Origin of the sequence: Nonomuraea sediminis, assembly GCF_018531495.1 — a bacterium.
GTDB classification, from domain to species: Bacteria; Actinomycetota; Actinomycetes; order Streptosporangiales; family Streptosporangiaceae; genus Nonomuraea; species Nonomuraea sediminis.
Genome location: NZ_JAHDTI010000001.1, coordinates 731,259 through 755,261 on the forward strand (window position 1 = coordinate 731,259; position 24,003 = coordinate 755,261).

Genomic DNA, 24,003 nt, shown 5'->3' on the forward strand with positions numbered 1-24,003 from the left:
GACACGCTTGAGACATGACAGTGGACATCGGGAGCCCGGCCGTACGTGGGCAGATTCTGCGCGCGGGCGATCCAGGATACGAGGACGCGCGCGCCCTCTTCAACGGCATGATCGACCGCAGGCCCGCCATGCTGGTGCGGGTCAGCGACGCGGCGGACGTGGCCGAGGCGCTGCGGTTCGCGCGCGAGCACGGGCTCGAGGTGAGCGTGCGCGGCGGCGGGCACGGCGTGGCGGGGCGGGCGCTGGGCGGCGACCTGGTCATCGACCTGTCGGCGCTGCGCGCGGTGACGGTCGACCCTGACAGCAGGACGGCCGTCGTACAGGGCGGCGCCACCTGGGGCGAGGTCGACCATGCCACTCAGGCGCACGGGCTGGCGGTGCCGGGCGGGCGCATCACGCACACGGGCGTCGCGGGGCTGACGCTCGGCGGCGGCGAGGGCTGGCTGTCGGTCAAGCACGGGCTGGCCTGCGACAACCTGCTGGCCGTCGAGCTGGTCACGGCCGACGGCCGCATCCTGCGGGTGGACGACGACATCGAGCCGGAGCTGATGTGGGCGCTGCGCGGCGGCGGGGGCAACTTCGGCGTCGTGGTCTCCTTCACCTTCCGGCTCCACCCGGTCGGGCCGATGGTCTACGGAGGCATGATCGGCTACCGGGTGTCGGACGCGCAGGCCGTACTGGAGCTGCTGGACAGGCTCTACGCGCAAGGGTCGGAGGACTTCGGCGCGGCGGCGGTGTCCATGCACGCGCCACCGGCGCCGTTCGTCCCGGCCGACCTGGTGGGGCAGCACATCCTGGCCGTCGTGCCCACCTGGTTCGGCGACGTGGAGGCGGGCGCGCAGGCCCTCGCGCCGCTGCGCGAGGAGGTGGAACCGCTCATCGACGGGGTCGGGCCGCTGCCGTACGTGGCGCTCCAGGCGATGCTGGACCCCGGCCAGCCGCCGGGGCTGCGGAACAGGTGGGGAGCGGGATTCGCAGAAAAGCTCACGCCCGAGCTGATCGCGGCCGCGCAGGAGCCGCTGCCGGGCCAACTGGCGCACCTCATCATCTTGCCGCTGCCCGAGGCGGTCAGGCGGCTGCCCGAGCTGCCGGGTGCCTTCCCGTCGCGAATGGGCGGCCGGTGGCTGGTGCATCCCGTCGCGACGTGGGCGGATCCCGCCGAGGACGAGCAGAACCGGGCCTGGGTGGCGCGGATGAACGCGGCCGTCAAGTCGACGGGGACCTACCTCAACGTGGAGGCGCCCGACGACGACCGCGTCCGGTGGGCGATGGGCGAGACGCGGTACAGGCGGCTGCAGAAGGTCAAGGCCACCTGGGACCCCGACGACGTCTTCCGCCACTGCGCCCACATCTCCCCCGGGGACGGGTCATGAGATTTCGCCACCTGGCGGTGGTGCTCGTCGCGGCGGTGTGTACGGCGTGCGGCGCGAGCCTGCCGAACGCCTCGCAGCGGGAGCCGCTGCCCGCCGCCGCGAGCGACCCCGCCCTGCCGCAGGCCACGGCGAAGGCCGGATCGGGCGAGCTGTGCAAGGCGATCGAGAAGCTGGACCCCCAGGCCGCGATGGAGCACGTCAAGCAGGGCCCGGCGGGTATGAAGAAGGCCGCGGACACCTTCGACGACCTGGCCACCGTCGCCCCCGCCGACGTCGGCGCCGACCTGCGCCAGATCGCCGACGTGTACCGGAAGCTGGCCGACGGGCAGATGGACCCCGCGGCGGCCGGGGAGAAGGTGGGCCCGCTCTGGCAGGAGTACCTCACCTACGTCACCAAGCACTGCGTAGGAGGCTAGAAAATGGGCGGAATTTCTGTCTAAGATTCCCTATGGCCTCCTTGCTCGGTGAAGAACCGCTGTCTTTGACGCAGGAGCTGGATCTCATCGCGTTTGGGCAGCGGCTTCGCCACCTGCGCAAACAGCGCGGCCTCACCCTGTCCGACCTGGGTGAACGCGTGCACAGGGCGCCGAGCCAGCTGTCGCTGCTGGAGAACGGCAAGCGCGAGCCCAAGCTGTCGCTGCTCAAGTCGCTGGCGACCGCGCTCGGCGTCCCGGTCGAGGAGCTGCTGCGCCGCCAGCCGCCCAACCGCCGCGCGCAGCTCGAGATCGCGCTGGAGGAGGCCCAGCGCGACCCGATCTACAGCGCGCTCGGCCTGGCACGGCTCAAGGTCTCCGCGCGCGTGCCCAACGACGTGCTCGAGCACATCCTCGGCCTGTACGGCGAGCTGCGCGCGCGGCAGGCACGGGGGACGGCGACGCCGGAGGAGGCCAGGGTCGCCAACGCCGAGCTGCGGCGCAGGCAGCGGGAGCTGGGCAACTACTTCCCCGACATCGAGAAGGCGGCGGCCGAGGCGCTGTCGGCGGTCGGCTACCGTACCGGCGCCCTGTCGCAGAGCACGGTGCAGGCGCTGGTCACCCACTTCGGGTACACGGTGCACACCGCGCAGGACCTGCCCAGGTCGGTGCGTTCCATCACCGACCTCCGCAACCGCCGCGTCTACGTCAAGCACGAGCAGCTGGGCATGCACACGCCGCGCACGATCCTGCTGCAGACGCTCGGCCACCTGGCGCTCGGCCACGGCAAGCCGCGCGACTTCGCCGACTTCCTGCGCCAGCGGACCGAGGCCAACTACTTCGCCGCCGCGGTGCTCGTGCCGGAGAAGGCGGCCGCGCTCTACCTGCAGGAGGCCAAGGCCGACAGGGCGCTGTCGGTGGAGGACCTGCGCGACGTGTTCGCCGTCTCCTACGAGATGGCCGCGCACCGCTTCACCAACCTGGCCACCCACCACCTGGATCTGGTCTGCCACTTCGTCCGCAACGACGCGGGCGGCACGATCTACAAGGCGTACGAGAACGACGGGATCGTCTTCCCCGCCGACGAGCAGGGGGCGATCGAGGGTCAGCGGATGTGCCTGCAGTGGTCGGGACGGCAGGTGTTCCTGTCGCCGGACAGGTTCTCGGTCTACTACCAGTACTCGGACTCGCCGACGGGCACGTATTTCTGCGTGGCGCACGTGGATCCGTCGCGGGAGCGGGACTTCGCGATCACGCTGGGCGTGCCGTTCAAGGAGTCGCGCTGGTTCCGCGGCCGGGAGACGACGAACCGCACCAAGTCCAACTGCCCCAACGGCGACTGCTGCCGCCGCCCTCCGGCGGAGCTGGCGGAGCGCTGGGAGGGCTACGCCTGGCCCTCGGCCAGGGCCAACTCCCACGTCCTCGCCGCACTTCCGCCGGGCTCGTTCCCCGGCGTCGACGAGGCGGACGTCTACACCTTCCTCGAACGCCACGCCATCACGGGATAGCCGCATCGGCGTTGATCACGGCTCGGCTGCCCAGCGGCGCCTTCAGCGTCACCGTGCGCGTGTCGATGCGGAGCATCATGTCGCACATGGTGTCAGGAGCGGACATCCGAACCTCGGCCCCGACGACCACCACGTCGCTCTCCTCACGCACGAAGATCCTCCGCACGCTATCGCACGACCCGTGGGTGACCTCAAAGGTCAGCGTGGACCCCGGGCCTGGGCGGTAGCTCCGGAAGGGCATGGCATCTCTCGAGACAGCGATCCTCTCCTCATCCACGGCCGCCTGGTAGACCGTGCCGGGGACACCCTTGACCCAGAGCCGCCAGGCGGGCACGGTCGCGGGGCCGCGGTTCGTCTCCACCCGCATCGTGGTCATGTGGGCCCTGGTCACCTCGTAGATGTCACATTCGGGTGGGCCGCAGATCGGCCTCGGCGCGCTCTGCGCGAGCTCGGTTACCACGTAGCCGGCCGTGAGAAGAGGGACGCGCAGACTGGAGCCGTCGTCCCAGCGGATCTCGCCGTAAGCCGGGCCGCGGGGGTTCCCGGCGCGCAGCCGCCACGTGAGCTCGTCCTCCAGGGCCTTGGCCGTCCTCGGGGACATCGCCGTGGTGTCGCCGACCGGGACGTAGCCGTGCCGCCAGGTCTCGGCCGCGCCGCTGCTGCGCCAGCGGGCGATGGCGGCGTCGGCGCGCTGGGAGAAGGTGGGTTCGGGGATCGCGCTCGCGCTGGCCGTGGCCGCCAGAAGCGTGAGGATGCACGCAAGCACGTGTCTGATCATCGCGCCAGACCCTACCGCGTGCCTGGTCACGTCCGGGTGCTGCGTAAGGTTGGGGCGTGACTGACGGGGTATCGGGGTGGCACGGCATGCCGGCTGAGGTGGAGGCCTGGCTGCGACGCCGTACCTCGGCGACCGCGGACTGGCCGCTGGGCGCGCTGATCGAGGCGAAGGCCGCGACGTCCGTGAGCGTGGTGCTGCCCGCGCGCGACGAGCAGGAGACCGTGGGCGAGATCGTCGAGGCGATCCGCCATGAGCTCGACCGGGTCGTGGACGAGGTCGTGGTGATCGACTCGCGTTCGCGCGACGACACCGCGCAGGTGGCCTCGCGGGCGGGGGCCAAGGTGTTCGCCCAGGACGACATCCTGCCGCACCTGGCGCCGCTGGACGGCAAGGGCGAGGCGCTGTGGAAGTCGCTGGCCGTCACCTCGGGCGACGTGCTGGTCTTCGTCGACGCCGACATCCGCAACTTCCAGACCTCGCTGGTGACCGGCCTGCTCGGGCCGCTGCTGACCGACCCGACCGTCGCGTACGCCAAGGGGTGCTACGACCGCCCGCTGCGCGGGGCCCCCACGGGCGGCGGCCGGGTGACCGAGCTGGTGGCGCGGCCGCTCATCAACCTGCACTGGCCGCAGCTGGCGGGGTTCATCCAGCCACTGGCCGGTGAGTACGCGGGCCGCCGCTCGGCGCTGGAGCGCGTGCCGTTCATCACCGGCTACGGGGTGGAGCTCGGCCTGCTGGTGGACCTGCTCGAGCTGGCGGGGCTGGACGGGCTGGCCCAGGTGGACCTCGGCGCGCGCGAGCACTCGCACCAGTCGACCGAGGCGCTGGGCGGGATGGCGGCCCAGATCATGCTGGCCGCCTGGTCGCGGCTTGAGCGCCAGGGCAAGATCCACGCCTCTCACGAGCCCGCGGTACGGCTGGCCCAGTTCCACCGCACCGATTCCGGTTACGAGGCCTTCACGAGGGACGTCTCGATCGACGAGCGCCCCCCGATGCTCACGATCCGCGCGTAAAACCACAAAGGACCCACCCAGGTGGGTCCCGTTCGTGACGTTACGGTGCTCGCCTGCGCGCCCGAATGGCGTGGAAATGACGGGCGGGCAGGGCGTCGGCGGGGGGTGGGTGGTGCGGCCCGCCGTACAAGATCAGCGGGCCGCATCAGCGACATCAGTCGGCCGCAGCAGCGAGATCAGTGGGCGGCGGCGAACTGCTCTTCCTCGGTTGAGCCCTTGAGGGCCGTGGTGGAGGAGTCGGGGGCGATCGCGGTGCTGACCAGGTCGAAGTAGCCCGTGCCGACCTCGCGCTGGTGGCGGGTGGCGGTGTAGCCGCGCGACTCGGCGGCGAACTCCGCCTCCTGCAGGTCGACGTAGGCCGTCATGCCGTCGTTGGCGTACCCCTGGGCCAGGTCGAACATCGAGTAGTTCAGCGAGTGGAACCCGGCCAGGGTGATGAACTGGAACTTGTACCCCATGTGCCCGAGCTCCTTCTGGAACTTGGCGATCGTGGAGTCGTCCAGGTGCTTCTTCCAGTTGAACGACGGCGAGCAGTTGTAGGCCAGCATCTGGTCGGGGTACTCGGCCTTGATCGCCTCGGCGAACTCGCGGGCGACGTCCAGGTCGGGCGTGCCGGTCTCCATCCACAGCAGGTCGGAGTGGGGCGCGTAGGCCAGGCCGCGCGCGATGCAGGCCTGCACGCCGTTGCGCACCCGGTAGAAGCCCTCGGCGGTACGGTCGCCGGTGGTGAAGCGCTGGTCGCGGGGGTCGACGTCGCTGGTCAGGAGCGTCGCGGCCTGAGCGTCGGTCCGCGCGATGATCAGCGTCGGCACCCCGCACACGTCGGCCGCGAGGCGGGCCGCGTTGAGGGTCTTGATGTGCTGGCCGGTCGGGATGAGCACCTTGCCGCCCAGGTGGCCGCACTTCTTCTCAGAGGCCAGTTGGTCCTCCCAGTGGACGCCCGCGGCACCGGCGGCGATCATGCCCTTCATCAGTTCGAAGGCGTTGAGCACGCCGCCGAACCCGGCCTCGGCGTCGGCCACGATCGGCGCGAGCCAGTTACCCGGGTTGCCCTCGGACCAGGTGATCTGGTCGGCGCGCAGCAGCGCGTTGTTGATGCGGCGCACGACGGCCGGCACGGAGTTGGCCGGGTACAGGCTCTGGTCGGGGTAGGTCTGCCCGCCGAGGTTGGCGTCGGCCGCCACCTGCCAGCCGGACAGGTAGATGGCGCGCAGCCCCGCCCTGACCTGCTGCACGGCCTGGTTGCCCGTCAGCGCGCCGAGCGCGTGCACGTAGTCCTCGCTCTGCAGCAGGTCCCACAGCCGGTTGGCGCCCAGCCGCGCCAGCGTGTGCTCTTCCTGGACCGTGCCGCGCAAGCGGATCACGTCTTCGGCGCTGTAGGTGCGCTCCACGTTCTGCCAGCGGGGGTCGTTGTCCCACTCGTCCTGCAGCTGCTCGGCAGCTCCCTTGAGGCGATCGCTCATTATCCGCTCCTTTGTCGTCCCCTGGGGCTTGTGTCGAGTCTGTGCCCTCGCCTGGCCTGTCGATAAGCCACGATGCGCGAGAAGATTCGCGAATTTTCTCGCCAGGAAATGACTGGCCGGTATTCAGTAGAGAAGAATTTGCAGGTTTTCCCGATGGACTAGACCAATGTCGTGAGACGCCGGTGAGACGCCCGTGGAACGGCCCGCCGACACGCTGAAGCAATGCGAACTCTCACCGCGCCGCTCGCCTGCGGAGCTGCGCTCGTGCTCGGACTTACGGCCTGCAACCCGGTACGGCAGGCCCAGCCTGAACCGCCGACCAGCCAGTCCCCCGCCAAGGCCGCCTTACCGCCGGACAAGACCCCGGACGCCCCCGCGACCACCCCCTCGGCGCAGCAGGCGGAAGGCGTCACCGCGGGTCCCGTCTCCACCGCCTACCCGGTGGAGGGCAGGAACCTCAAGCTGGTCAGAACCGGCGACACCCTGGCGCTGCAGTTCGACTTCTACAACGGCACCCAGGACCCGCTGTCGATCGACAGCTTCGGCCTGGACGCCCGCGAGCAGCTGATGGCCCTGGTCGACCTGCCCAGGGGCACCGCCTACGGCCCGGTCGGCGACTCGGGCGCCGACGCCCGGGTGGCCGCCTCCTCCGACGAGCGGATCGAGCCGGGCGGGTCGGTCACGGTGACCGCCGTGTTCGCGGCCCCGCCGAAGGAGGCCAGGGAGATGCTGGTGCTGCTGGACGGGCTGCTCCCGGTGAAGGTCCCGATCACGGAGGGCGGCCTGGCCGACAGCCCGGCGCTGCACGGCGGCCCGGCGGACAAGCCGCGGACGGGTCCGTTGCTGTGCAAGGCGAGCGGCCCGCAGACGGAGACGTTCAAGCTGCCCAGCGACGTGCTGTTCGCCTTCGGCAGCGCCCAGCTCTCACCGGCGGCCAAGGCGGCGCTGGCCGCGCTGCGCAACCGGGTGGAGGCCGAGTCCGGCTCCGTCACGGTCAACGGCCACACCGACGCCATCGGCGACAACGCCTCCAACCAGCGCCTGTCGCAGCAGCGCGCCGCCGCCGTCGACCAGGCGCTGCGCGCGGGCCTGGGCGGCGAGTTCAGCTACGCCGACAAGGGCCACGGCGAGAGCGAGCCCGTCGCCCCCAACACGCTGCCCGACGGCAGCGACAACCCCGACGGCCGCGCGCAGAACCGCCGCGTCGAGGTCGAGATCAAGAGCGGCACCCAGGTCAAGCAGCGCACCACCGACACCTCGCTCAGCGACGCGGGCCTCGACGTGCAGGTGGCCGGCCTGCGACGGATGTCCGGCTACGTACTGGCCGGCGTCAAGGTCACCAACCCCGGCTCCGAACCCGCCATGATCGACTACGACAACTCGTTCACCCCGCACGAGCTGACCGCCGGGCAGGTGTCGCTGGCGGGCAAGTCCGGCACCTACGACCTGTGCGCGTTCGACCCGCCGACGTACTTCGACTTCATCGGCACGCTCAGCCAGCGCTTCAGCCCCGGCAAGCTCGGCATCATCCCCGCCGGGGCCAGCGTGACGCTGTGGGGCCTGTTCCCCGCCCCGCCCGCCGCCACCACCTCGTTGCAGGTCCAGATCGGCGGGTACGGCGAGCGGCTCCCCGCCGAGATCACCCAGGAAGGGTGAGCCCCGGCCGCAGCACCAGCAGGTAGAACGCGACGATCGCGATGTACAGCACGAACCCCCAGGCGGGAGTGGGCCACTCCGCCCGCTCCCCCGCCCGCGCGGGCCGCTCGTAGGGCCGCCTCGCCCACATCGTCATGAAGCCGACCAGCGCCATCCCCGGGCCCCAGCACCCGAACAGCCCCACCAGCACGATCACCGGGTCGCCGCCGATCCCTGCGGGGATCAGCAGCACGAACCCGATCAGGTAGGGGATCCACAGCCGGCTCACCGTCCGCCGCCGGTCGTCCGCCGTGGTCAGCGGCACCCCGGCGGGCAGCGTGTCCAGCCACATCGTGGCCAGCGGCCGGCAGGCGAAGTACAGCGCGACCATCGACCCTGCCGCGATGACGTACCTGGCCACCACCGGGATGCCGAAGGTGTCGGCGATCACGGCGGTGTCGCCGATGGTCAGGAACGGCATCACCACCACGTAGCCGACCGCCGACACGATCCCGGTCATGGCCAGCCACATCATCAGCATCCCGCCGAAGCCGTGACGCCGCGACGGCCTGCGGTACACGGCGCAGAACAGCAGGCCGACCACGAGGCTGCCGACCGGCCCCGCCGCCGCGATCACCGCGTGCGCGCCGGACGTGGAGCCCTCCACCGTGGAGTTCTCCACGAATTGGCCGATCGTCGGCGGGTAGCCCAGCACCAGCGCCGCCACGGCGTGCGACCCCTCGTGCAGGAAGACCTCGATCAGCTGCGCGATCGCGAAGGTCAGCGCCAGCGGCACCCACGAACGGGTGCCCTGGGAGGTGCTCACAGTGGTGGTCATGCCACGGACGCTAGCCACCCCCGACATCCCAAAATATCCACCGATCGGTGGACGTCACTGTCCGGTCGAGGGCGCGGTAGCCGTGGGCGTCTGCGACACCGTGGGCGTCACCGAGGGCGACTCGCCGGGGCCGTCCTGCGGGATCGTGGTGATCGACGTCGAAGGCTGCGGGCAGTCGTGGCGGGCCGACTTGCCGCGCTGCTTGCCCGCCGGGTTCATGCAGTCGCCCTGGTCGCCGGTGCCCGGCTCGCCCGGCCGGTTGTCGACCACGGGCGGCTGGCCGCCCTGCCGGTCGGGCGTCGGGATCAGGGTGGTGACCATGCCCCTGGTCGGCGACTGGGTGACGAACACCGTGGGCGCGGTGGCGGTCGCGGTGACCGTGCCGTAGGAGGCGGGCAGCGGGCTCGTCGGGCGCAGCGTGGAGTCGACGGTGCCGTGCGGCTGCACCATCGGCGGTACGGCGGGCAGTTGCGAGCTGCCGCCGATCCGCATGCCGTCGCCGGTGCCGGCCGCGATCACGGTCACGGCCGCGATCGACACGGTGGCCAGGGCGGCGAAGCTGGCGTGCGACAGGTGGGCTCCCGCCTTGGCCCTGCGGCGACGGGGCGCGGCGGTCTCCTGCTCGGCGGCGGGTCGCGGCGCCAGCCGTACCCTGCCCGCACCGGCCGGATAGGGGACGGGCGTCCAGATCTCCTCCAGGACGCCCGTCACCGCGTCGCGCAGGTCCCAGGGGTCGCCGACACCCCCGGCGGCCAGCAGCGCGCGTAACAGGTCGGCCGCCTTGGGCCGCTCGGCGGGCGCCTTGGCCAGCGTCGCCTCCACGGCGGGCCGCAGCAGCGCGGGCACGCCCTCGAGCCGCGGCGGCTCCAGCAGGATGCGCCGCGTCAGCACGTCCGCCTCGCCCCCGCCGAAGGGATGCTCGCCCGAGGCGGCGAAGGCGACCAGGCACCCCCAGGAGAAGACATCGGAGGCCGGTACGGCAGCGCCGCCGGTGAGCCGCTCGGGCGCCACCCAGCCGGGGCTGCCCATCACCTGGCCGGCCTGCGTGTGCGCGGCGAGCGTGTCGACGTCGCGGGCGATGCCGAAGTCGATCACGCGCGGCCCGTGCGTCGACAGCAGCACGTTGCCCGGCTTCAGGTCGCGGTGGACGAGCCCCGCCTCGTGCACCGCGACCAGCGCGGCCGCCACGCCCAGGGCCACGCCGTAGGCCAGATCGGGGGTCAGCGGCCCGCGCGCCATCACCACCTGTGACAGCGCGGGACCCGGGATGTACTCGGTGACCAGGTAGGGCCGGTCCTTGTCGGTGCCGTCCTCGATGACCGCGGCCGTGCAGAAGGGCACCACTCGCCGGGAGAAGGACACCTCCTCGGCGAAGCGGGCCCGCAGCGTCGGGTCGTTCAGGTGCACCGCGTGCGGGGTCTTCAGCGCGACCAGCCCGCCCTGCGGGTGCTCGGCCAGGTAGACCACGCCCATGCCGCCTGTGCCCAGGCGGCCGAGCAGGAGGTATCGGCCGATGATGACCGGGTCGCCCACCGTAAGCGGTCGCACGCCTGGAGGCATGTCGCTCGAACCACGCGCCATCCGGTTTTCGCCTCTCCTGTCTGGGACACGGCAAAGCACACTGTGGTCCCAACCGAGAGGCGATTCCGCATGTCTTTCACAAGGGGTATCGCAGGTAAGGCGTTCCTACCCTCCAGGTAAGTAAGAGCTGTGACTCGACGGTCTGAAGTGGCGTTTTACGACGAAGCGAGCTCCGCCGACTCCTCCGCCTCGATCTGTCGGTTCCAGTCCTTCTTGACCGCGCGCCAGCCCTCGTCGTCGACGCCCAGCCGCCAGTAGCCGGAGATCGACAGCCGCTCGGCCGGGACCCGCCGCTCCACCCGCAGCAGGTGCCGCAGCTGCTTGACGAAGGCCGCCTCGCCGTGGACGAAGGCGTGTACGTCCTGGCCAGGGAACTCCAGCTCCCGCACCGCGGCTACCAGCGCCTCGCCCGCCTTCGCGCCGCGCCTGTGTACCCAGGTGATGCGGGCGTCGGCGGCCGTCTCCAGCTTCTGCTCCTCCTCCGACGCCTCCACCTCGACGAACACGTGCGCGAGCGCGCCCGCGGGCAGCGCCTCGAGCGCGGTGGCGATCGCGGGCAGCGCGCTCTCGTCGCCCGCCAGCAGGTGCCAGCCCGCGGCGGGATCGGGCGCGTAGCCACCGCCGGGGCCGAGCATCATCAGCACGTCGCCCGGCTTGGCGTTGGCCGCCCACGGGCCCGCCAGGCCCTCGTCGCCGTGGTAGACGAAGTCCAGCGTGAGCTCGCCCGCGTCGGGGTCCCAGGCGCGCACGGTGTAGGTGCGCAGGCGCGGCCACAGCTCGCGGGGCATCGTCTCGCGCACGTTGCGCACGCTGAACGGCTCCGGGTAGTCGACCCCCTCGTGCGGGAAGACGAGCTTGACGTAGTGGTCGGTGAGCCCCTCGGTGGCGAAATCCTTCAGCCCGTCACCCCCGACCACGACGCGGATCATGTGCGGAGTGATCCGCTCTGTACGCAGCACGATGCCGCGGTGGTGGTCTGTGGGCTTGTCGGCCATCCCGTGCTCCTCCGGCTAGTTAGGCTTGCCTAACTCAACCGTACCGTACCGCGATCAGGCCGCGGCAGCCGTATTCTCGCCCGCGGGCGGTTCGAGCGCGGACAGGAAGCCCGCCATGTGGCGGAAGGCCAGGCGCGCCTCCGGCAGCACGTCGGCCAGGATCGGGAACACGTGCGGCATCCGCGGCCACTCCTCGTAGGTGACCGGCACCCCCGCCTGGCGGGCGCGCAGCGCCACCCTACGTCCCTCGTCCCGCAGCACCTCCGTCGAACCCGTCACGATCATCAGCGGCGGCAGCCCCGTGTAGTCGCCGAGCACCGGCGAGACCAGCGGATCGCGCGCATCCAAGCCGGCGGTCCAGCGCCGGGCCAGCCAGCGGATCCTGCTCTCCGGCAGCATCGGGTCCTGCCACCGGTTCGCGCGGCGCGGCACGTCGGTCAGGTCCGCCCACGGCGACAGGCAGATCGCCGCCGCCGGCACCGGCAGGCCGCGGTCGCGCAGCGCCAGCAGCGTCGCCAGCGTCAGGTGCCCGCCGGCAGAATCCCCGGCTAACAGCACGTCACCCGGCTCGTAGCCGCGATCGAGCAGGCAGCGGTAGGCCTCGACGGCGTCGCTCAGCGAGGCCGACAGCGGGTGCACCGGCCCTTGCCGGTAGTCCAGCGCCAGCACCGGGCGCCGCGCGGTCACCGACAGCCGCCAGGTGATCGGCCGGTGCGTGCGCGGCGAGCAGGCGAAGTAGCCGCCGCCGTGGAAGTACAGCAGCACCTTGCGCTCGTCCAGGCCCTGCCCGGCGCGGATCCACTCGCCGCCGCACGCCGTGAATCTGGCCGGCGCCACGCCCACGTGCGCCGGCAGCGGCAGCGGCCTGGCCAGGCCGCCCAGGCGGGAGGCCCCGTGCAGCGCCAGCGGATGGCGCATCAGCAGGCTCGAGGCGGGCTTCAGCGTGGTACGCATCAGGCCCGTGAGCGCACGGGCCTGCCAGCTGAGGGGGTAGTCGGGGATCACGTCCCTGTCGATCTGCATGGGATCCCTCCGATGAATATCCTTCCCCGTAGAACATCGCTCTACTCGTTACGCGCGGATTTCGGACGTGTGCCACGCTGTCCTTCATGGCCGGATACTCGGGGACTCCCCTGCCGCGCAAGCTGGGCATCAAGGACGACTCCCGCGTACTCGCCGTCGGCATGCCCGCCGGGCTCGACGTCGGCCTCGTCGACGAGCGTCCCGACGGCCTGCCGTACGACGTCATCCTGATCTTCTGCCCCGACGAGGCGACGCTGCGCGCGGAGTTCCCCTCGGCGGCCGGGCGGCTGGTCAAGAACGGCGGGCTGTGGGTGTGCTGGCCCAAACGCTCCAGCGGCGTGCCCACCGACCTGTCGGAGAACCCCATCCGCGACTACGGGCTGTCCATGGGCCTGGTCGACAACAAGGTCGCCGCCGTGGACCAGACCTGGTCGGCGCTGCGTTTCGTTTATCGCGTTGCGGACCGCTGACGACCCGGCGGATAATTCCACCTCCCCATCGATCGGCCCGCGCGAAAGCGTCGTGCCGTCATGCCCTGGAGGTGCGCCCTCATCCCGTTGTACGTCCGGCTCGTCCGGTACGGCTTCCGCAAACACGCCACCTACGTCTGGGCGGCGCTGGCAGGCGCGTTCACCAACAGCGTCTTCGGCATCCTGCGCGCCTACATCCTCATCGCCCTCTGGCAGGCCAGGCCGGGCCTGGCCGGCTACGACGTCACCGACGCCGTCACCTTCTGCTTCCTCACGCAGGCCTTCATCGGGCCGATGCAGCTGTTCGGCGGCGGCCTGACCCTTCCTGAGCGCATCCGCAGCGGCGACATCGCGCTCGACCTCGTCCGTCCAGCCTCGCTGCAACTGTGGTCGCTGGCCGAGGACCTGGGCAGGGCGGGCTACCTGTTCCTGGTGCGCGGCATCCCGCCGACGCTGCTCGGCGCGGTCGTGTTCGGCATCACGCTGCCGCGCGAGCCGGTCGCGTTCCTGGCCGGCTTCACGCTGGGCGTGCTGGTCAGCTTCGGCTGGCGCTACCTGGTGGCGCTGTCGGTCTGCTGGCTCGTCGACGACCGCGCGGTGTCCACGCTGTCGCTGGTGCTGACCACGTTCATGTCCGGGATGATGATCCCTCTGGCGATCTTCCCCGGCTGGGTGGGCGAGACGGCCAGGGCGCTGCCGTGGGCGGCCATGGTCCAAGCGCCATCCGACCTGTATCTCGGCAAGGCTCCCGCCGGGCAGACCCTGGCCTTCCAGCTGTTCTGGGCCGTCGCGCTGCTCGCCCTGGGCGCGCTCGGCACCCGCGCGATCCGCCACAAGGTGGTGATCCAGGGTGGTTAGAAGCTATGTCCTGCTGGCCTGGACCTGGACCCGCGCGGCCTCTGGGTATCCCGTGTCGTTCGTCATGCTGCTGGTGACCGGCTTCGTCATCGCCGGCCTGGACCTCGGCGTCATCCTGGTGATCTTCGCCAACACCACGACGCTGGCCGGCTTCTCCCGCGAGGAGGTCCTGTTCCTGTACGGCACGGCGATGGTCGCCTTCACCGTGGCCGACACGTTCTTCGGCAACCTGGACCGGATCAGCATCCATATCAAGGCGGGCACGCTCGACACGATGCTGATCAGGCCCGTCAGCGCGTGGATCCAGGCGGCCACCGACCGGTTCATGCCCACCCGGGCGAGCCGCGTCCTGCAGGCGCTGCTCGTCCTGGGATATGCCATGTCCGCGCTGCGCCTGGAGGCCGGGCGGCTGTGGATGATCCCGGTGATGATCGGGTGCGGGATCGTCATCTACGCCTCGCTGTGGACGATGGCAGGGGCGGTGCAGTTCGTGCTGACCGACGCGCCCGAGGTGGTCAACGCCTTCACCTACGGCAGCGGGGAGATGTCGCAGTACCCGTTCAGCGTCTACGGGCGCGACCTGGTGCGCGGCGTGACCTACGTGCTGCCGCTCGCCTTCATCAACTGGCAGCCGGCGCTGTACGTGCTGGGGCGCGAGGACCCGTTCGGCACGCCGTACTTCATGCGGTTCCTCGGGCCCGTCGCCGCCCTGCTGCTGGCCGTGCCGGCCGGGGCGGCCTGGCGGTGGGGCATCCGCAAGTACCGATCGACGGGGAGTTAGGGATGATCGAACTCGAAAAGGTGGGACGCTCCTTCAAGGTCAAGGGCGAGCTGGTGCACGCCGTACGAGATCTGAGTTTCAGCGTGGACGCCGGGGAGTTCGTCGGCTACCTCGGGCCGAACGGCGCGGGCAAGTCGACCACGATCAAGATGCTGTGCGGCATCCTCACGCCCTCCTCCGGGCGGGTGCGGGTGGCCGGGCTGGATCCCTCGCGCAAGCGGACCGTGCTGGCCCGGCGCATCGGCGTGGTTTTCGGGCAGCGCACCACGCTGTGGTGGGATCTGCCGCTCAAGGACAGCTTCGAACTGATCCGGCTCCTTTACAAAGTAGATCGCAAGGTGTTCCGCGACCGGCTCGACGAGCTGACGCAGACGCTGGACCTGGGCGGGTTCATGGCGCGGCCGGTGCGCCAGCTCAGCCTGGGCCAGCGCATGCGCGGCGACCTGGCCGCCGCGCTGCTGCACGAGCCCGCCATCCTGGTGCTCGACGAGCCCACGATCGGGCTCGACGTGGTCAGCAAGGCCGCCATCCGCGAGTTCCTGCAGCGGCTCAACGCCGAGAACGGCACCACCGTGCTGCTCACCACGCACGACCTGGGCGACATCGAGCGGCTGTGCCGCCGGGTCATGCTGATCGACCAGGGCCGCCTGGCCTTCGACGGCACGCTGGAGGACCTGATGGCGGGCGAGACCTCACTGGAGGAGGTCATCACCCGCCTCTACACCGCCGGCGCTCAGTAGTAGCTGCCCTCGGGGGTCGCCTCGTACTCCTCGTCCACGTCGTAACGGCTGCGCGCCCAGCGGGACGGGATCAGCACGGGGATGAACATGGCGACCCCGAGCAGCGCGAACACGCCCGTGGTCAGCAGTGTCTTGTCGCCGAACCCGGCGTCCCTGATGATCGCGTTGACCGAGGGCTGGTCGGGGATGAAGGACAGGGCCCTGTTCATGTCCAGGGCGTACACGACGGTCCAGGCGAGCAGGACCAGGGACGGGACGAACGTGGCCAGCGGCGAGACGCGCCCCGCCACCACGAGTCCGACGATCAGGCCGACGGCCGCCATCGCGCCGAGGGCTATCCAGAGCTTCTGACCCCCGGCCGGGCTGGCGGCGGCGCTACCCAGGGCCTGCTGAACGGCCCATCCGCCGCCTCCGAGCAGGGCCGCGGTAGCGACCAGACCGATGATTAATCCAGCAAAGTGCCGCAACGTCATCACCTTCTATGTCAACGAGGTCGGCACGACCCTAGCGACAAATGGCACAAATCGACCAGGCATTGAGCAGCTTGGGCGTCGAAGTCCACCCCACCCCTGCCCCGTGAGACGATGGCCCACACACCCATGCGCGCACGACTACCCTTCCGGCTCACGCGTTCGGCCGCCTTCGCCGCCGTCTGCGTGGGTCTCGGCGCGCTCGCCCACGTGGTCGGCGGCGGTTCGAGCCCCGGTCCCGCGGCCGTCGTGGTGGCGCTTCTCGCGGCATTCGCGCTGGCCCTGGCCGTGTCCGGGCGCGAGCGGTCGACCGCGGCGATCAACGTGGCGCTGGTGGGGGCACAGGTCGTGCTCCACGAGCTCTTCGCGATCACGGGCTCGCTCGAGGCGTCTTCCGGACTCGACGGGCTCAGGGGGGCTCTGCTCGGGCGGTTCTCGCCCGGAGGGATCTCCCAGGTCGCCGACGGGCACGCGCAGGGGCTGAGCGTCGGGCTGGGGATGTGGGTGGCGCACCTGCTGGCCACGCTGGTCACCGGCTGGTGGCTGGCGCGCGGCGAGGCCGCGCTCTGGTCGCTGCTGCGCCGCCTCGGCCGCCGGCTCACGCTGCTGCGGCCGCTGCCCAGGATCCAGCCGGTACGGCGGGCCGTGCCGTACTTCTACCTGCTCGCGGTGCCGATGCGGGCGCCAGTCGAGCACTCCGTCAGCAGGCGTGGTCCTCCGCTCCCCGCCTGATCCTCTGACGCCCCTTTTCTTTCGTTTCTTCGAGTGGAGTTCCACCATGTCCATGCTTCGCCGTGGCGCGACCGTGCTGGCCGCCGCCACCGCCGTCACCTTCGGGCTCGCCGTACCGGCGCTCGCGCACGTCACGATCAATCCGGGCACCGCCGAGCAGGGCGGGTTCACCAAGGTCGCCTTCCGGGTGCCGAACGAGCGGGACGACGCCTCCACCGTCAAGGTGGAGGTCGCCTTCCCGACGGATCACCCGCTGCTGTTCGTCTCGGTCAAGCCCGTGCCCGGGTGGACCGTCAAGGTCGTCGACGGCAAGCTCCCGCAGCCGGTCAAGACCGACGAGGGCACGGTCAACGACGCCGTCACCAAGGTCGTCTGGTCGGGCGGGAAGATCAACGCCGGCGAGTTCCAGGAGTTCGAGGTGTCGATGGGCCAGATGCCCAAGGACACCTCCGAGCTGACGTTCCCCACGACCCAGACGTACTCCGGCGGTGAGGTCGTCAAGTGGGCCGACCCGCCCAAGGCAGACGGCTCCGAGGCCGAGCACCCGATCCCGACCCTCAAGCTCGTCGCCTCCACCGGCGACGACGACCACCACGCGGCGGCGCCGTCCACCGCGGCGGCCGCTCCCACGGTGAAGCAGGTGGCGACCGCATCCTCCACCTCGGACGGCACGGCCCGCGTCCTGGGCGGCGCGGGCGTCGTCGTGGGCGCGATCGGTGTCATCGTCGCCCTGCTGGCCCTGCGCCGCCGCCCCTCCTGACGCCCGCGGGGGTGGGCCGCACCTGGCCCGCCCCCCTGCGTCAGCTCGTGATGTCCTTGCCGGAGAAGCGGGCCCAGGCGATCGAGAAGAACAGCACGATGTAGGAGCCGAACGCCAGCAGCCCCTGCGCGAGGTCGCCCACGGAGATCGGGCTGCGCAGCACCGCGTCGAAGCGGGTGAACCAGGTCGGCAGCAGGTACGGCGTGAGCCCGTCGAGCTGCGGGATCGCCCGCAGCACCTGGCAGACGATGACCAGGACCATGGTGGCCGCGATCGCCCCGATGGACACCTCGGTGAACGTCGACAGCGCCAGCGCGACCGCGGCCAGCGCCGCCATGCCCGCGCCCACGTAGCCGATGGTGATCAGGATCCGCAGCAGCCCGTCGGCGACCGAGATCGTCGTGCCTGACAGCAGCGTCACCTCCCCCACCGGGAACAGCACCAGCCCGGTCAGCAGCGCCGACAGCGCCACGACGGCGGTCACCGCGTAGGCGAACACGACCGCGTTCAGGTACTTCACCACCAGCAGCCGCGTACGGCCGGCCGGCGCGGCCAGCAGGTACCGCAGCGTGCCGCCGCCCGCCTCTCCCGCGATCGAGTCGCCGGCCACCACGCTGACCGCGACCGGCATCAGCAACAGCACCAGGAACGAGAACGACAGGAACGTCAGCATCAGCCCGTTGCCCGCCACGGCGCCGATCAGCCCGCCCATCCGGTCGTCACTGCCGGCGGCGAGGCGCAGGCCGACGCCGAACAGGATCGGCACGCAGGCGAGCACGGCCAGGATGCCCAGGTTGCGCGGCCGGCGGAACGTCAGCCCCAGCTCGGAGCCGAGCAGCCGCCAGAACGCCCACGGCGTGCGCGCGGGCGGCAGCGGCGCGACGGCCCCCTCCTGCGGGTGCCGCTCGGCGGTGCGCAGCGTCTCGACCACGGGCACCAGGCCAGGCGTGCGCCGGGTGTCCACGTCGGCGTGCGCCGTCTCAGCCGTCGACATCGAAGCCCTCCCCCGTCAGTCCGACGAACACGTCCTCCAGGCTCGGCCGCACCACGGACAGCCCGCGCACGGCCACGCCCTCGCCCACCAGGGCGGCGTTGACCCGTTCCGGCGCCTGGGCGCCCAGCTCGGCGGTGACGTCGGCCGTCCCGGCGCGCACGTCCTCGAGCCCGAGCGAGCCGAGCACCCGGGCGGCGTCGGCCACGTCGGGCGTCTCGATCCTGATCCTGACCGTCTGCCCGCCGTTCAGCGAGGCGATCGTGCCCTGCGCGACGAGCTTGCCCGTGCGCATGATCGCCGCGTGCGTGCACATCTGCTCGACCTCGGCCAGCAGGTGCGAGGAGACGAACACGGTGGTGCCGTCGGCGGCGATCTCCTTGACCAGCGCGCGCACCTCGCGGGTGCCCTGCGGGTCGAGCCCGTTGGTCGGCTCGTCCAGGATGAGCAGCTCGCGCGGCCCGAGCAGGGCGGCCGCGATGGCCAGGCGCTGGCGCATGCCGAGCGAGTAGTTGCGGTAGCGCTTGCCCGCGGCGGCCGACAGGCCCACCCGCTCGAGCGCCTCGCCCGCGCGCCTGCGGGCGGTGCCGCCCGGCGCGGTGGGGTCGGCGGCGTCGTAGCGCAGCAGGTTGGCCTCGCCCGACAGGTACGGGTAGAAGGCCGGGCCCTCCACCAGGGCGCCCACCCGGGGCAGCGCCTCGGCCAGCGGCAGCCCGAGCATCGCGTGCTCGCCCGAGGTGGGCGAGATGAGGCCGAGCAGCATGCGGATCGTGGTGGTCTTGCCCGAGCCGTTCGGCCCGAGGAAGCCGTAGACCGATCCGCGCGGCACGACCAGGTCGAGCGCGTCGACCGCGACCTGCCCGCCGTGGAAGCGCTTGGTCAGGCCGCTGGTGACGATCGCGGCATCGGCGGCGGGCGGGGCCGCCCCGAAGGGCGACCCCGCTTCCTGCGTGAGAACACTCACTTGATCCCTGCCGCCTTCTCGATCTCCGCCGGCGTGACCGCGCCGACCAGCAGGCGGCCGTCGTCGGTCAGCAGGGCGGTGACGAGCTTGGTGGTGATCAGCTTGCCCGACCCCCACGATCCGCTCACCGGGGTGGCGGTCTTGAGCACGGTGTCGGCCATGGACCCGAAGTCGGGCGCCTTGCCGTCCCACTTGTCCTCGCCGCCCTTGTCGATGCCGCCCTGGTCCTGCTGCGGCTTGGCGGCCAGCTCGGCGGCCGACACCGGCAGCACCGCGACCGTGGTCCAGCCCTCGCCGACGGACTTGACGGCGCCGCGCGCCTTCTCCGCCTCGGCGTGCTCCTTGCCCAGGTCCTTGCCGGAGATCGTCTTGTCCTCCACCTTGGCGCCGGCGGGCGGGGTGAACCGGAAGTTCTCCTCCGCCGGGGCGCTGAAGGTCACCTGGGTGAAGCCGACCTGGAAGGCGGGCTCCGCCGACCCCTTGGCGTACACCTGGACCTGCAGCGGGACGTACGTCTCGCCGTCGAGGGCGATGCGCACCTCCTGCACCAACGAGCCCTCCTCCTTGGGAGCCAGGACGAGCTGGTAGGCCGGGCGGCCGGCGACCTCGGCGTTGTTGATCACGCGGATCGCGGTGTGCTGGTCGGCGTTGGCCAGCAGCCGCTCGGCCGCCTGCTGCGGCGTCAGGTCGGTCGGCCGCGGCGCCAGGTCCTCGGGCTTCTGCGTGCCGGCGTCGAACTTGAGCTTGGTGGCCGTCTTGGTGCTGCTGTCCCAGTACCAGGTCTGGTCACCGTTGACGATCAGGTTGGACTCGCTCATCTGGGTGGGGAAGGCCACCCTGAGCTTGTTCCGCGCGCCGTACCAGACCTTCACCTCGTGCGAGCCGGACAGCAGGTTCAGCGGCGAGCTGCCGCCCGACTCAGGCAGCGCCGGCAGGCCGAGCGACGCTGTCTGCTGGACGGTGCCCGACATGGGCGGCGGGCCGCCGGCCTTGTGGCTGGCCGCGACCGCGTCGGCCAGCAACTGCTGGGCCGAGCGCTCCGGCAGCTGCGGGTCGCCGCTCACCGCCGCGATGACCGGGCCGGCTCCGATCGCGCCGCCGATCACCGCCGCCACGGCGATCGGGACTCCCCACCTCACGAACGTGCCTCTACGCATGTCACTCCTTAACCGTATGTCGATGACTCCAGAGTGCGTGGGGCATCCTTAGGCGAGCCTGAGACAGTCTGAGATGGCTCTCAGGCTTCTCAGCGTTGTCTCAGGCGGGGCAGTGGAGGATCGCAGGCATGAGAGTACTTGTCGTCGAGGACGAGCGGCGGATGGCGGCCGCGCTGCAGCGCGGGCTGCAGGCCGAGGGCTTCGCCGTGGATCTCGCCCACGACGGCGAGCAGGGCCTGCACCAGGCCAGGCACGGCGAGTACGACGTGGTCGTGCTGGACATCATGCTGCCCAGGCTGTCCGGCTACAACGTGTGCAAGCAGCTGCGCGCGGAGGAGAACTGGGTGCCGATCCTGATGCTGTCGGCCAAGGACGGCGAGTACGACATGGCCGACGGGCTGGACCTGGGCGCCGACGACTACCTGACCAAGCCGTTCTCCTACGTGGTGCTGGTGGCCAGGCTGCGGGCGCTGCTGCGGCGCGACTCGGGGCGCCGGCCCGCGGTGCTGACGGCCGGGGACCTGACGCTCGACCCGGCGCGGCGCAAGGTCGAGCGCGCGGGCGGTCCCGTGGAACTGACTCCGCGGGAGTTCGCGCTGCTGGAGTTCCTCATGCGCAGGCGGGACGAGGTGGTGTCGAAGGCCGAGATCCTCGAGCACGTGTGGGACACCTTCGACACCGACCCGAACGTGGTCGAGGTGTACGTCGGCTACCTGCGCCGCAAGATCGACACCCCGTTCGGCAGGAACGCCCTGCAGACCGTGCGCGGCGCGGGTTACCGGCTGGCCGGCGACGGTGGCTGACTCCCCGCTGACCTGGTGGCGGCGGCAGAGCCTGCGCTTCCGGCTGACCTGCGCGGCCGCCGCCGTGCTCGCGCTGGCGCTGGCCGTGTCGGCGTCGGTGCTGCTCAGCGTGCTGTCCAGGACGCTGATCGACGGGGTGGACGACTCGACCAGGCAGCAGGCGCAGACGGTCAGGGTGCAGGCCGACGCCGGCACGCTGACCACCCCGATCGGCGCCCACGACGGCACGATCGTGCAGGTCATCGACGCCAAGGGCCAGATCACCGACGTCACCTACGGAGCCGACCGGCTGGTGCCGCTGCTCGGGGCGCAGGCACGGGCGGAGCTGCTGCGCACCGGGGAGGCGGCCTACCTGGACGGCCGGCCGTACGCCATCCCGGGGCCGCTGCGCGTGGTGGTGATCAGCGCCGACCACGGCGTGACCGTGCTGGCGGCCAGGCCCATCAGCGAGATCCAGAAGAGCCTGGGCACCGCGGGGCGGGTGCTGTTCGTCGGGACGCCGCTGCTGATCATCCTGCTCGCGGCGGCCAGCTGGCTGATCATCGGCAGGACGCTGCGGCCGATCGCGGCGCTGCGCAGGGGCGCGGCCGACATCACGCACACCGCGCGCTCGCGGCGGCTGCCCGTGCCTGAGGCGCGCGACGAGGTGCATTCGCTGGCGACCACGCTCAACGACATGCTGGCCCGGCTGGAGGAGGCCGAGCAGCGGCAGCGCGCGCTCGTCTCCGACGCGGCGCACGAGCTGCGCAGCCCGCTGGCCAGCATCCGGCTGCAGCTGGAGGTGGCGCTCGGGCATCCACAGGGCCAGGACTGGCAGGAGACGGCCGAGGGCGTGCTGGAGGACGCGATGCGGCTGTCGCGGCTGGCCGAGGACCTGCTCGCGCTGGCCCGCCTGGACGAGCGCGGCGGCGTGCCGGGGCGGCGCGAGCCGGTGCAACTGGACACGGTGGTGCGGCAGACGGTCGAGAGGTACGGCGAGGCCCGCCTGACCGTGTGCGACCCGGTGCTGGTGACCGGGGACGCGCTCGACCTCTCACGGGTCCTGACGAACCTCGTCGACAACGCGATCCGCCACGCCTCCGGCAAGGTCGAGGTGGCGCTGACGGCCGACGGCGTCCTGACGGTGACCGACGACGGGCCCGGCATCCCGCCTGAGGACCGCGAGCGGGTCTTCAACCGTTTCACCCGGCTCGACTCGGGCCGCAGCCGGGACGAGGGCGGGGCCGGGCTCGGGCTGGCGATCGTCAGGGAAACGGTCCGCGCCCACGGCGGCACGGTCCACCTGGAGGACGCCTCCCCCGGCCTCCGCGCGGTGGTACGGCTACCGCCCGTCCGGTAGGCGGCGCTTCCTGCCGCCACCTGTCCATTAGGCGGCTGCTTCCTGCCACCGCCTTTCCGGTAGGCGCCTCTTACCGCCTTTCCGGTAGTAGGCGGGTCACTTCCGCGAGAGCCGTACGGGCGGAGGCGGCGTCGTGGACGCGGAAGACCCTCGCGCCCTGCAGGGCGGAGACGGCCAGGGTGGCGATCGTGCCCGCGTGCCTCTGATCGACAGGGAGCCCGCCGAGCGTCTCGCCCACGAAGTCCTTGTTGGACACCGCCACCAGCACCGGCCACCCGGTGGCGGCCATCTCGTCCAGCCGACGGCTCACCTCGAGCGAGTGGAAGGTGTTCTTGCCGAAGTCGTGCGCCGGGTCGATCAGGATCGCCTCGCGCGCCACCCCCGCGGCGACGGCCCGCTCGGCCAGCTCCGTGGTGTAGGCGATCACGTCGGCCACCACGTCGTCGTAGGCGATCCTGTGCGGCCGGGTCCGCGGCGTGACCCGGCCCGCGTGCGCGCACACCAGCCCGATCCCGTGCCGCGCCGCCACCTCGGCCAGCCCCGGGTCGACCCCGCCCCAGGTGTCGTTCAGCAGATCGGCACCCGCCGCGGCCACGACCTCGCCCACCTCGGCCCGCCAGGTGTCGACGCTGATCACCAGCCCGGGATGCCGCTCGCGCACGGCCGCCACCAGGTCGGCGACCCGCCGGATCTCCTCCTGCGCGTCCACCTCGTCGCCGGGCCCCGCCTTGACGCCCCCGATGTCCACGATGTCGGCTCCACCGGCCACAGCGGTGTCCACGGCCCGCATCGCGGCGTCGAAGCCGTAGGTCCTGCCCTTGTCGTAGAACGAGTCGGGAGTGCGGTTGACCACCGCCATGATCGCGTACTCCCCCGGCGGAAACTCCCGACGCCCCAGGCGCAAAGTGCTCATCACCGGCGACACTACCTCCCCACCCCCAAACCCCAACCACCCAGCACACCTGAGACCGGCAACCCTCAGCGCTCGGCCACGCGACCACGCGACGCACGCGGAGCGCAACGCACGCGGAGCGCAACGCACGCGGTACCGCGAAAGCACGGGCGCGGAACCGCAGTGAGCGCGTGGATCGCCGGAGCGCGGAGAACGCCGCAGGACCGCGAGCCCGGAAGCGCGGGCGCGCGCGCTGCCAGGCGCCGGGTCGGCGGGGAGGTGTACGGCGAAGTGGGCGCCCTGTACGGCGAGCAACAACGTGGGCGCGGGCAGGGTTCGTGGGGCCTCGGGTGCGCACATTGCGCGTGGAGCGGGGAAGCGCGGAGGCGCAAGCGTGGAGGAGCGGGGAAACCCGGAGCGGCGGAG

Annotated in this window: 24 protein-coding genes; 13 read left to right on the forward strand and 11 right to left on the reverse strand. The window is 71.5% G+C overall.

The window, feature by feature from the left end; translation table 11 throughout:
* Positions 1 to 14: 14 nt before the first annotated feature.
* Genes KIK09_RS03445 through KIK09_RS03455 form a run of 3 tightly spaced genes read left to right on the forward strand, consistent with a single transcriptional unit; the run spans position 15 to position 3,294 of the window.
* Positions 15 to 1,373, forward strand: coding sequence for an FAD-binding oxidoreductase (locus KIK09_RS03445; protein WP_214318011.1), 1,359 nt, complete (start codon positions 15 to 17; stop codon positions 1,371 to 1,373).
* A complete protein-coding gene (locus KIK09_RS03450; protein ID WP_214317135.1) occupies positions 1,370 to 1,789 on the forward strand; it encodes a hypothetical protein in 420 nt (139 codons plus the stop codon). Before KIK09_RS03445 ends, KIK09_RS03450 begins: the two co-directional genes overlap by 4 nt.
* A gap of 32 nt (positions 1,790 to 1,821) precedes the next feature.
* On the forward strand, positions 1,822 to 3,294 hold the full coding sequence (locus KIK09_RS03455) for a helix-turn-helix domain-containing protein (protein WP_372455495.1): 1,473 nt from the start codon (positions 1,822 to 1,824) through the stop codon (positions 3,292 to 3,294).
* Here the strand turns inward: KIK09_RS03455 and KIK09_RS03460 are convergent.
* Positions 3,284 to 4,072 carry a hypothetical protein gene (locus KIK09_RS03460; protein WP_214317137.1) on the reverse strand — a complete coding sequence of 263 codons (789 nt, stop codon included), beginning with the start codon at positions 4,070 to 4,072 and terminating at the stop codon, positions 3,284 to 3,286. The two genes, KIK09_RS03455 and KIK09_RS03460, sit on opposite strands and share 11 nt — an antisense overlap.
* A gap of 86 nt (positions 4,073 to 4,158) precedes the next feature.
* Here KIK09_RS03460 and KIK09_RS03465 point away from each other — a divergent pair, with 86 nt between their 5' ends.
* On the forward strand, positions 4,159 to 5,085 hold the full coding sequence (locus KIK09_RS03465; protein ID WP_214318012.1) for a glucosyl-3-phosphoglycerate synthase: 927 nt from the start codon (positions 4,159 to 4,161) through the stop codon (positions 5,083 to 5,085).
* Between the two features lie 176 nt (positions 5,086 to 5,261).
* On the opposite strand, the gene aceA is transcribed toward KIK09_RS03465, so the two are convergent.
* On the reverse strand, positions 5,262 to 6,548 hold the full coding sequence (aceA, locus tag KIK09_RS03470) for an isocitrate lyase (protein ID WP_214317138.1): 1,287 nt from the start codon (positions 6,546 to 6,548) through the stop codon (positions 5,262 to 5,264).
* A 222-nt stretch (positions 6,549 to 6,770) separates the two neighbouring features.
* Between aceA and KIK09_RS03475 the strand changes: the two genes are divergently transcribed.
* A complete protein-coding gene (locus tag KIK09_RS03475; protein WP_214317139.1) occupies positions 6,771 to 8,204 on the forward strand; it encodes an OmpA family protein in 1,434 nt (477 codons plus the stop codon).
* Here KIK09_RS03475 and KIK09_RS03480 read toward each other — a convergent pair.
* From KIK09_RS03480 to KIK09_RS03495, 4 genes are all read right to left on the reverse strand, one after another.
* Positions 8,188 to 9,021, reverse strand: coding sequence for a M50 family metallopeptidase (locus KIK09_RS03480; protein WP_214317140.1), 834 nt, complete (start codon positions 9,019 to 9,021; stop codon positions 8,188 to 8,190). The two genes, KIK09_RS03475 and KIK09_RS03480, sit on opposite strands and share 17 nt — an antisense overlap.
* 54 nt (positions 9,022 to 9,075) lie before the next feature.
* Entirely contained in the window at positions 9,076 to 10,569 is a 1,494-nt protein-coding gene (locus KIK09_RS03485; protein WP_214317141.1) for a serine/threonine-protein kinase, read from the reverse strand.
* Positions 10,570 to 10,757: 188 nt separating this feature from the next.
* Positions 10,758 to 11,597 carry a siderophore-interacting protein gene (locus KIK09_RS03490; protein WP_214317142.1) on the reverse strand — a complete coding sequence of 280 codons (840 nt, stop codon included), beginning with the start codon at positions 11,595 to 11,597 and terminating at the stop codon, positions 10,758 to 10,760.
* A 54-nt stretch (positions 11,598 to 11,651) separates the two neighbouring features.
* Entirely contained in the window at positions 11,652 to 12,620 is a 969-nt protein-coding gene (locus KIK09_RS03495; protein ID WP_214317143.1) for an alpha/beta hydrolase, read from the reverse strand.
* A gap of 86 nt (positions 12,621 to 12,706) precedes the next feature.
* Here KIK09_RS03495 and KIK09_RS03500 point away from each other — a divergent pair, with 86 nt between their 5' ends.
* From KIK09_RS03500 to KIK09_RS03515, 4 genes are read left to right on the forward strand one after another with little or no spacing between them, the layout of a single operon-like run.
* On the forward strand, positions 12,707 to 13,090 hold the full coding sequence (locus KIK09_RS03500) for a DUF3052 family protein (protein WP_214317144.1): 384 nt from the start codon (positions 12,707 to 12,709) through the stop codon (positions 13,088 to 13,090).
* Between the two features lie 60 nt (positions 13,091 to 13,150).
* Complete coding sequence (locus tag KIK09_RS03505) at positions 13,151 to 13,948, forward strand: ABC transporter permease (RefSeq protein ID WP_214317145.1); 798 nt, start codon at positions 13,151 to 13,153, stop codon at positions 13,946 to 13,948.
* A complete protein-coding gene (locus KIK09_RS03510; RefSeq protein WP_214317146.1) occupies positions 13,941 to 14,729 on the forward strand; it encodes an ABC transporter permease in 789 nt (262 codons plus the stop codon). Before KIK09_RS03505 ends, KIK09_RS03510 begins: the two co-directional genes overlap by 8 nt.
* A 2-nt stretch (positions 14,730 to 14,731) precedes the next feature.
* Positions 14,732 to 15,469 (forward strand): ABC transporter ATP-binding protein, encoded by a 738-nt coding sequence (locus KIK09_RS03515; RefSeq protein ID WP_214317147.1) that lies wholly within the window; start codon positions 14,732 to 14,734, stop codon positions 15,467 to 15,469.
* On the opposite strand, the gene KIK09_RS03520 is transcribed toward KIK09_RS03515, so the two are convergent.
* Positions 15,463 to 15,936: a hypothetical protein gene (locus KIK09_RS03520; protein WP_250572499.1), complete on the reverse strand. Its 474-nt coding sequence runs from the start codon at positions 15,934 to 15,936 to the stop codon at positions 15,463 to 15,465. The two genes, KIK09_RS03515 and KIK09_RS03520, sit on opposite strands and share 7 nt — an antisense overlap.
* 132 nt (positions 15,937 to 16,068) lie before the next feature.
* Here KIK09_RS03520 and KIK09_RS03525 point away from each other — a divergent pair, with 132 nt between their 5' ends.
* Positions 16,069 to 16,671, forward strand: coding sequence for an MFS transporter (locus KIK09_RS03525; protein ID WP_214317148.1), 603 nt, complete (start codon positions 16,069 to 16,071; stop codon positions 16,669 to 16,671).
* 46 nt (positions 16,672 to 16,717) lie between these two features.
* Positions 16,718 to 17,431: a YcnI family copper-binding membrane protein gene (locus KIK09_RS03530; RefSeq protein ID WP_214317149.1), complete on the forward strand. Its 714-nt coding sequence runs from the start codon at positions 16,718 to 16,720 to the stop codon at positions 17,429 to 17,431.
* 40 nt (positions 17,432 to 17,471) lie between these two features.
* Here KIK09_RS03530 and KIK09_RS03535 read toward each other — a convergent pair whose 3' ends face one another.
* From KIK09_RS03535 to KIK09_RS03545, 3 genes are read right to left on the reverse strand one after another with little or no spacing between them, the layout of a single operon-like run.
* Entirely contained in the window at positions 17,472 to 18,425 is a 954-nt protein-coding gene (locus tag KIK09_RS03535; protein WP_214317150.1) for an ABC transporter permease, read from the reverse strand.
* On the reverse strand, positions 18,412 to 19,386 hold the full coding sequence (locus KIK09_RS03540; RefSeq protein WP_214317151.1) for an ABC transporter ATP-binding protein: 975 nt from the start codon (positions 19,384 to 19,386) through the stop codon (positions 18,412 to 18,414). The genes KIK09_RS03535 and KIK09_RS03540 overlap by 14 nt, the downstream gene beginning before the upstream one ends.
* The gene (locus KIK09_RS03545; protein WP_214317152.1) at positions 19,383 to 20,543 is read right to left on the reverse strand and encodes a LolA family protein; all 1,161 of its coding nucleotides are present in this window, start codon (positions 20,541 to 20,543) and stop codon (positions 19,383 to 19,385) included. The genes KIK09_RS03540 and KIK09_RS03545 overlap by 4 nt, the downstream gene beginning before the upstream one ends.
* Before the next feature lie 128 nt (positions 20,544 to 20,671).
* Here KIK09_RS03545 and KIK09_RS03550 point away from each other — a divergent pair, with 128 nt between their 5' ends.
* Together KIK09_RS03550 and KIK09_RS03555 are read left to right on the forward strand one after the other, a co-directional pair.
* Positions 20,672 to 21,346: a response regulator transcription factor gene (locus tag KIK09_RS03550; RefSeq protein ID WP_214317153.1), complete on the forward strand. Its 675-nt coding sequence runs from the start codon at positions 20,672 to 20,674 to the stop codon at positions 21,344 to 21,346.
* A complete protein-coding gene (locus KIK09_RS03555; RefSeq protein WP_214317154.1) occupies positions 21,339 to 22,685 on the forward strand; it encodes a sensor histidine kinase in 1,347 nt (448 codons plus the stop codon). Before KIK09_RS03550 ends, KIK09_RS03555 begins: the two co-directional genes overlap by 8 nt.
* A 70-nt stretch (positions 22,686 to 22,755) precedes the next feature.
* On the opposite strand, the gene folP is transcribed toward KIK09_RS03555, so the two are convergent.
* Positions 22,756 to 23,598, reverse strand: coding sequence for a dihydropteroate synthase (folP, locus tag KIK09_RS03560; RefSeq protein WP_214317155.1), 843 nt, complete (start codon positions 23,596 to 23,598; stop codon positions 22,756 to 22,758).
* Between the last annotated feature and the right edge of the window lie 405 nt (positions 23,599 to 24,003).

Coding starts and splice junctions, on each gene's coding strand:
- KIK09_RS03445 (WP_214318011.1), top strand. CDS start 15: ATGACAGTGGACATCGGGAGCCCGGCCGTACGTGGGCAGATTCTGCGC.
- KIK09_RS03450 (WP_214317135.1), top strand. CDS start 1,370: ATGAGATTTCGCCACCTGGCGGTGGTGCTCGTCGCGGCGGTGTGTACG.
- KIK09_RS03455 (WP_372455495.1), top strand. CDS start 1,822: ATGGCCTCCTTGCTCGGTGAAGAACCGCTGTCTTTGACGCAGGAGCTG.
- KIK09_RS03460 (WP_214317137.1), bottom strand. CDS start 4,072: ATGATCAGACACGTGCTTGCGTGCATCCTCACGCTTCTGGCGGCCACG.
- KIK09_RS03465 (WP_214318012.1), top strand. CDS start 4,159: ATGCCGGCTGAGGTGGAGGCCTGGCTGCGACGCCGTACCTCGGCGACC.
- aceA (WP_214317138.1), bottom strand. CDS start 6,548: ATGAGCGATCGCCTCAAGGGAGCTGCCGAGCAGCTGCAGGACGAGTGG.
- KIK09_RS03475 (WP_214317139.1), top strand. CDS start 6,771: ATGCGAACTCTCACCGCGCCGCTCGCCTGCGGAGCTGCGCTCGTGCTC.
- KIK09_RS03480 (WP_214317140.1), bottom strand. CDS start 9,021: ATGACCACCACTGTGAGCACCTCCCAGGGCACCCGTTCGTGGGTGCCG.
- KIK09_RS03490 (WP_214317142.1), bottom strand. CDS start 11,597: ATGGCCGACAAGCCCACAGACCACCACCGCGGCATCGTGCTGCGTACA.
- KIK09_RS03495 (WP_214317143.1), bottom strand. CDS start 12,620: ATGCAGATCGACAGGGACGTGATCCCCGACTACCCCCTCAGCTGGCAG.
- KIK09_RS03500 (WP_214317144.1), top strand. CDS start 12,707: ATGGCCGGATACTCGGGGACTCCCCTGCCGCGCAAGCTGGGCATCAAG.
- KIK09_RS03505 (WP_214317145.1), top strand. CDS start 13,151: ATGCCCTGGAGGTGCGCCCTCATCCCGTTGTACGTCCGGCTCGTCCGG.
- KIK09_RS03515 (WP_214317147.1), top strand. CDS start 14,732: ATGATCGAACTCGAAAAGGTGGGACGCTCCTTCAAGGTCAAGGGCGAG.
- KIK09_RS03525 (WP_214317148.1), top strand. CDS start 16,069: ATGCGCGCACGACTACCCTTCCGGCTCACGCGTTCGGCCGCCTTCGCC.
- KIK09_RS03530 (WP_214317149.1), top strand. CDS start 16,718: ATGTCCATGCTTCGCCGTGGCGCGACCGTGCTGGCCGCCGCCACCGCC.
- KIK09_RS03535 (WP_214317150.1), bottom strand. CDS start 18,425: ATGTCGACGGCTGAGACGGCGCACGCCGACGTGGACACCCGGCGCACG.
- KIK09_RS03545 (WP_214317152.1), bottom strand. CDS start 20,543: ATGCGTAGAGGCACGTTCGTGAGGTGGGGAGTCCCGATCGCCGTGGCG.
- KIK09_RS03550 (WP_214317153.1), top strand. CDS start 20,672: ATGAGAGTACTTGTCGTCGAGGACGAGCGGCGGATGGCGGCCGCGCTG.
- folP (WP_214317155.1), bottom strand. CDS start 23,598: ATGAGCACTTTGCGCCTGGGGCGTCGGGAGTTTCCGCCGGGGGAGTAC.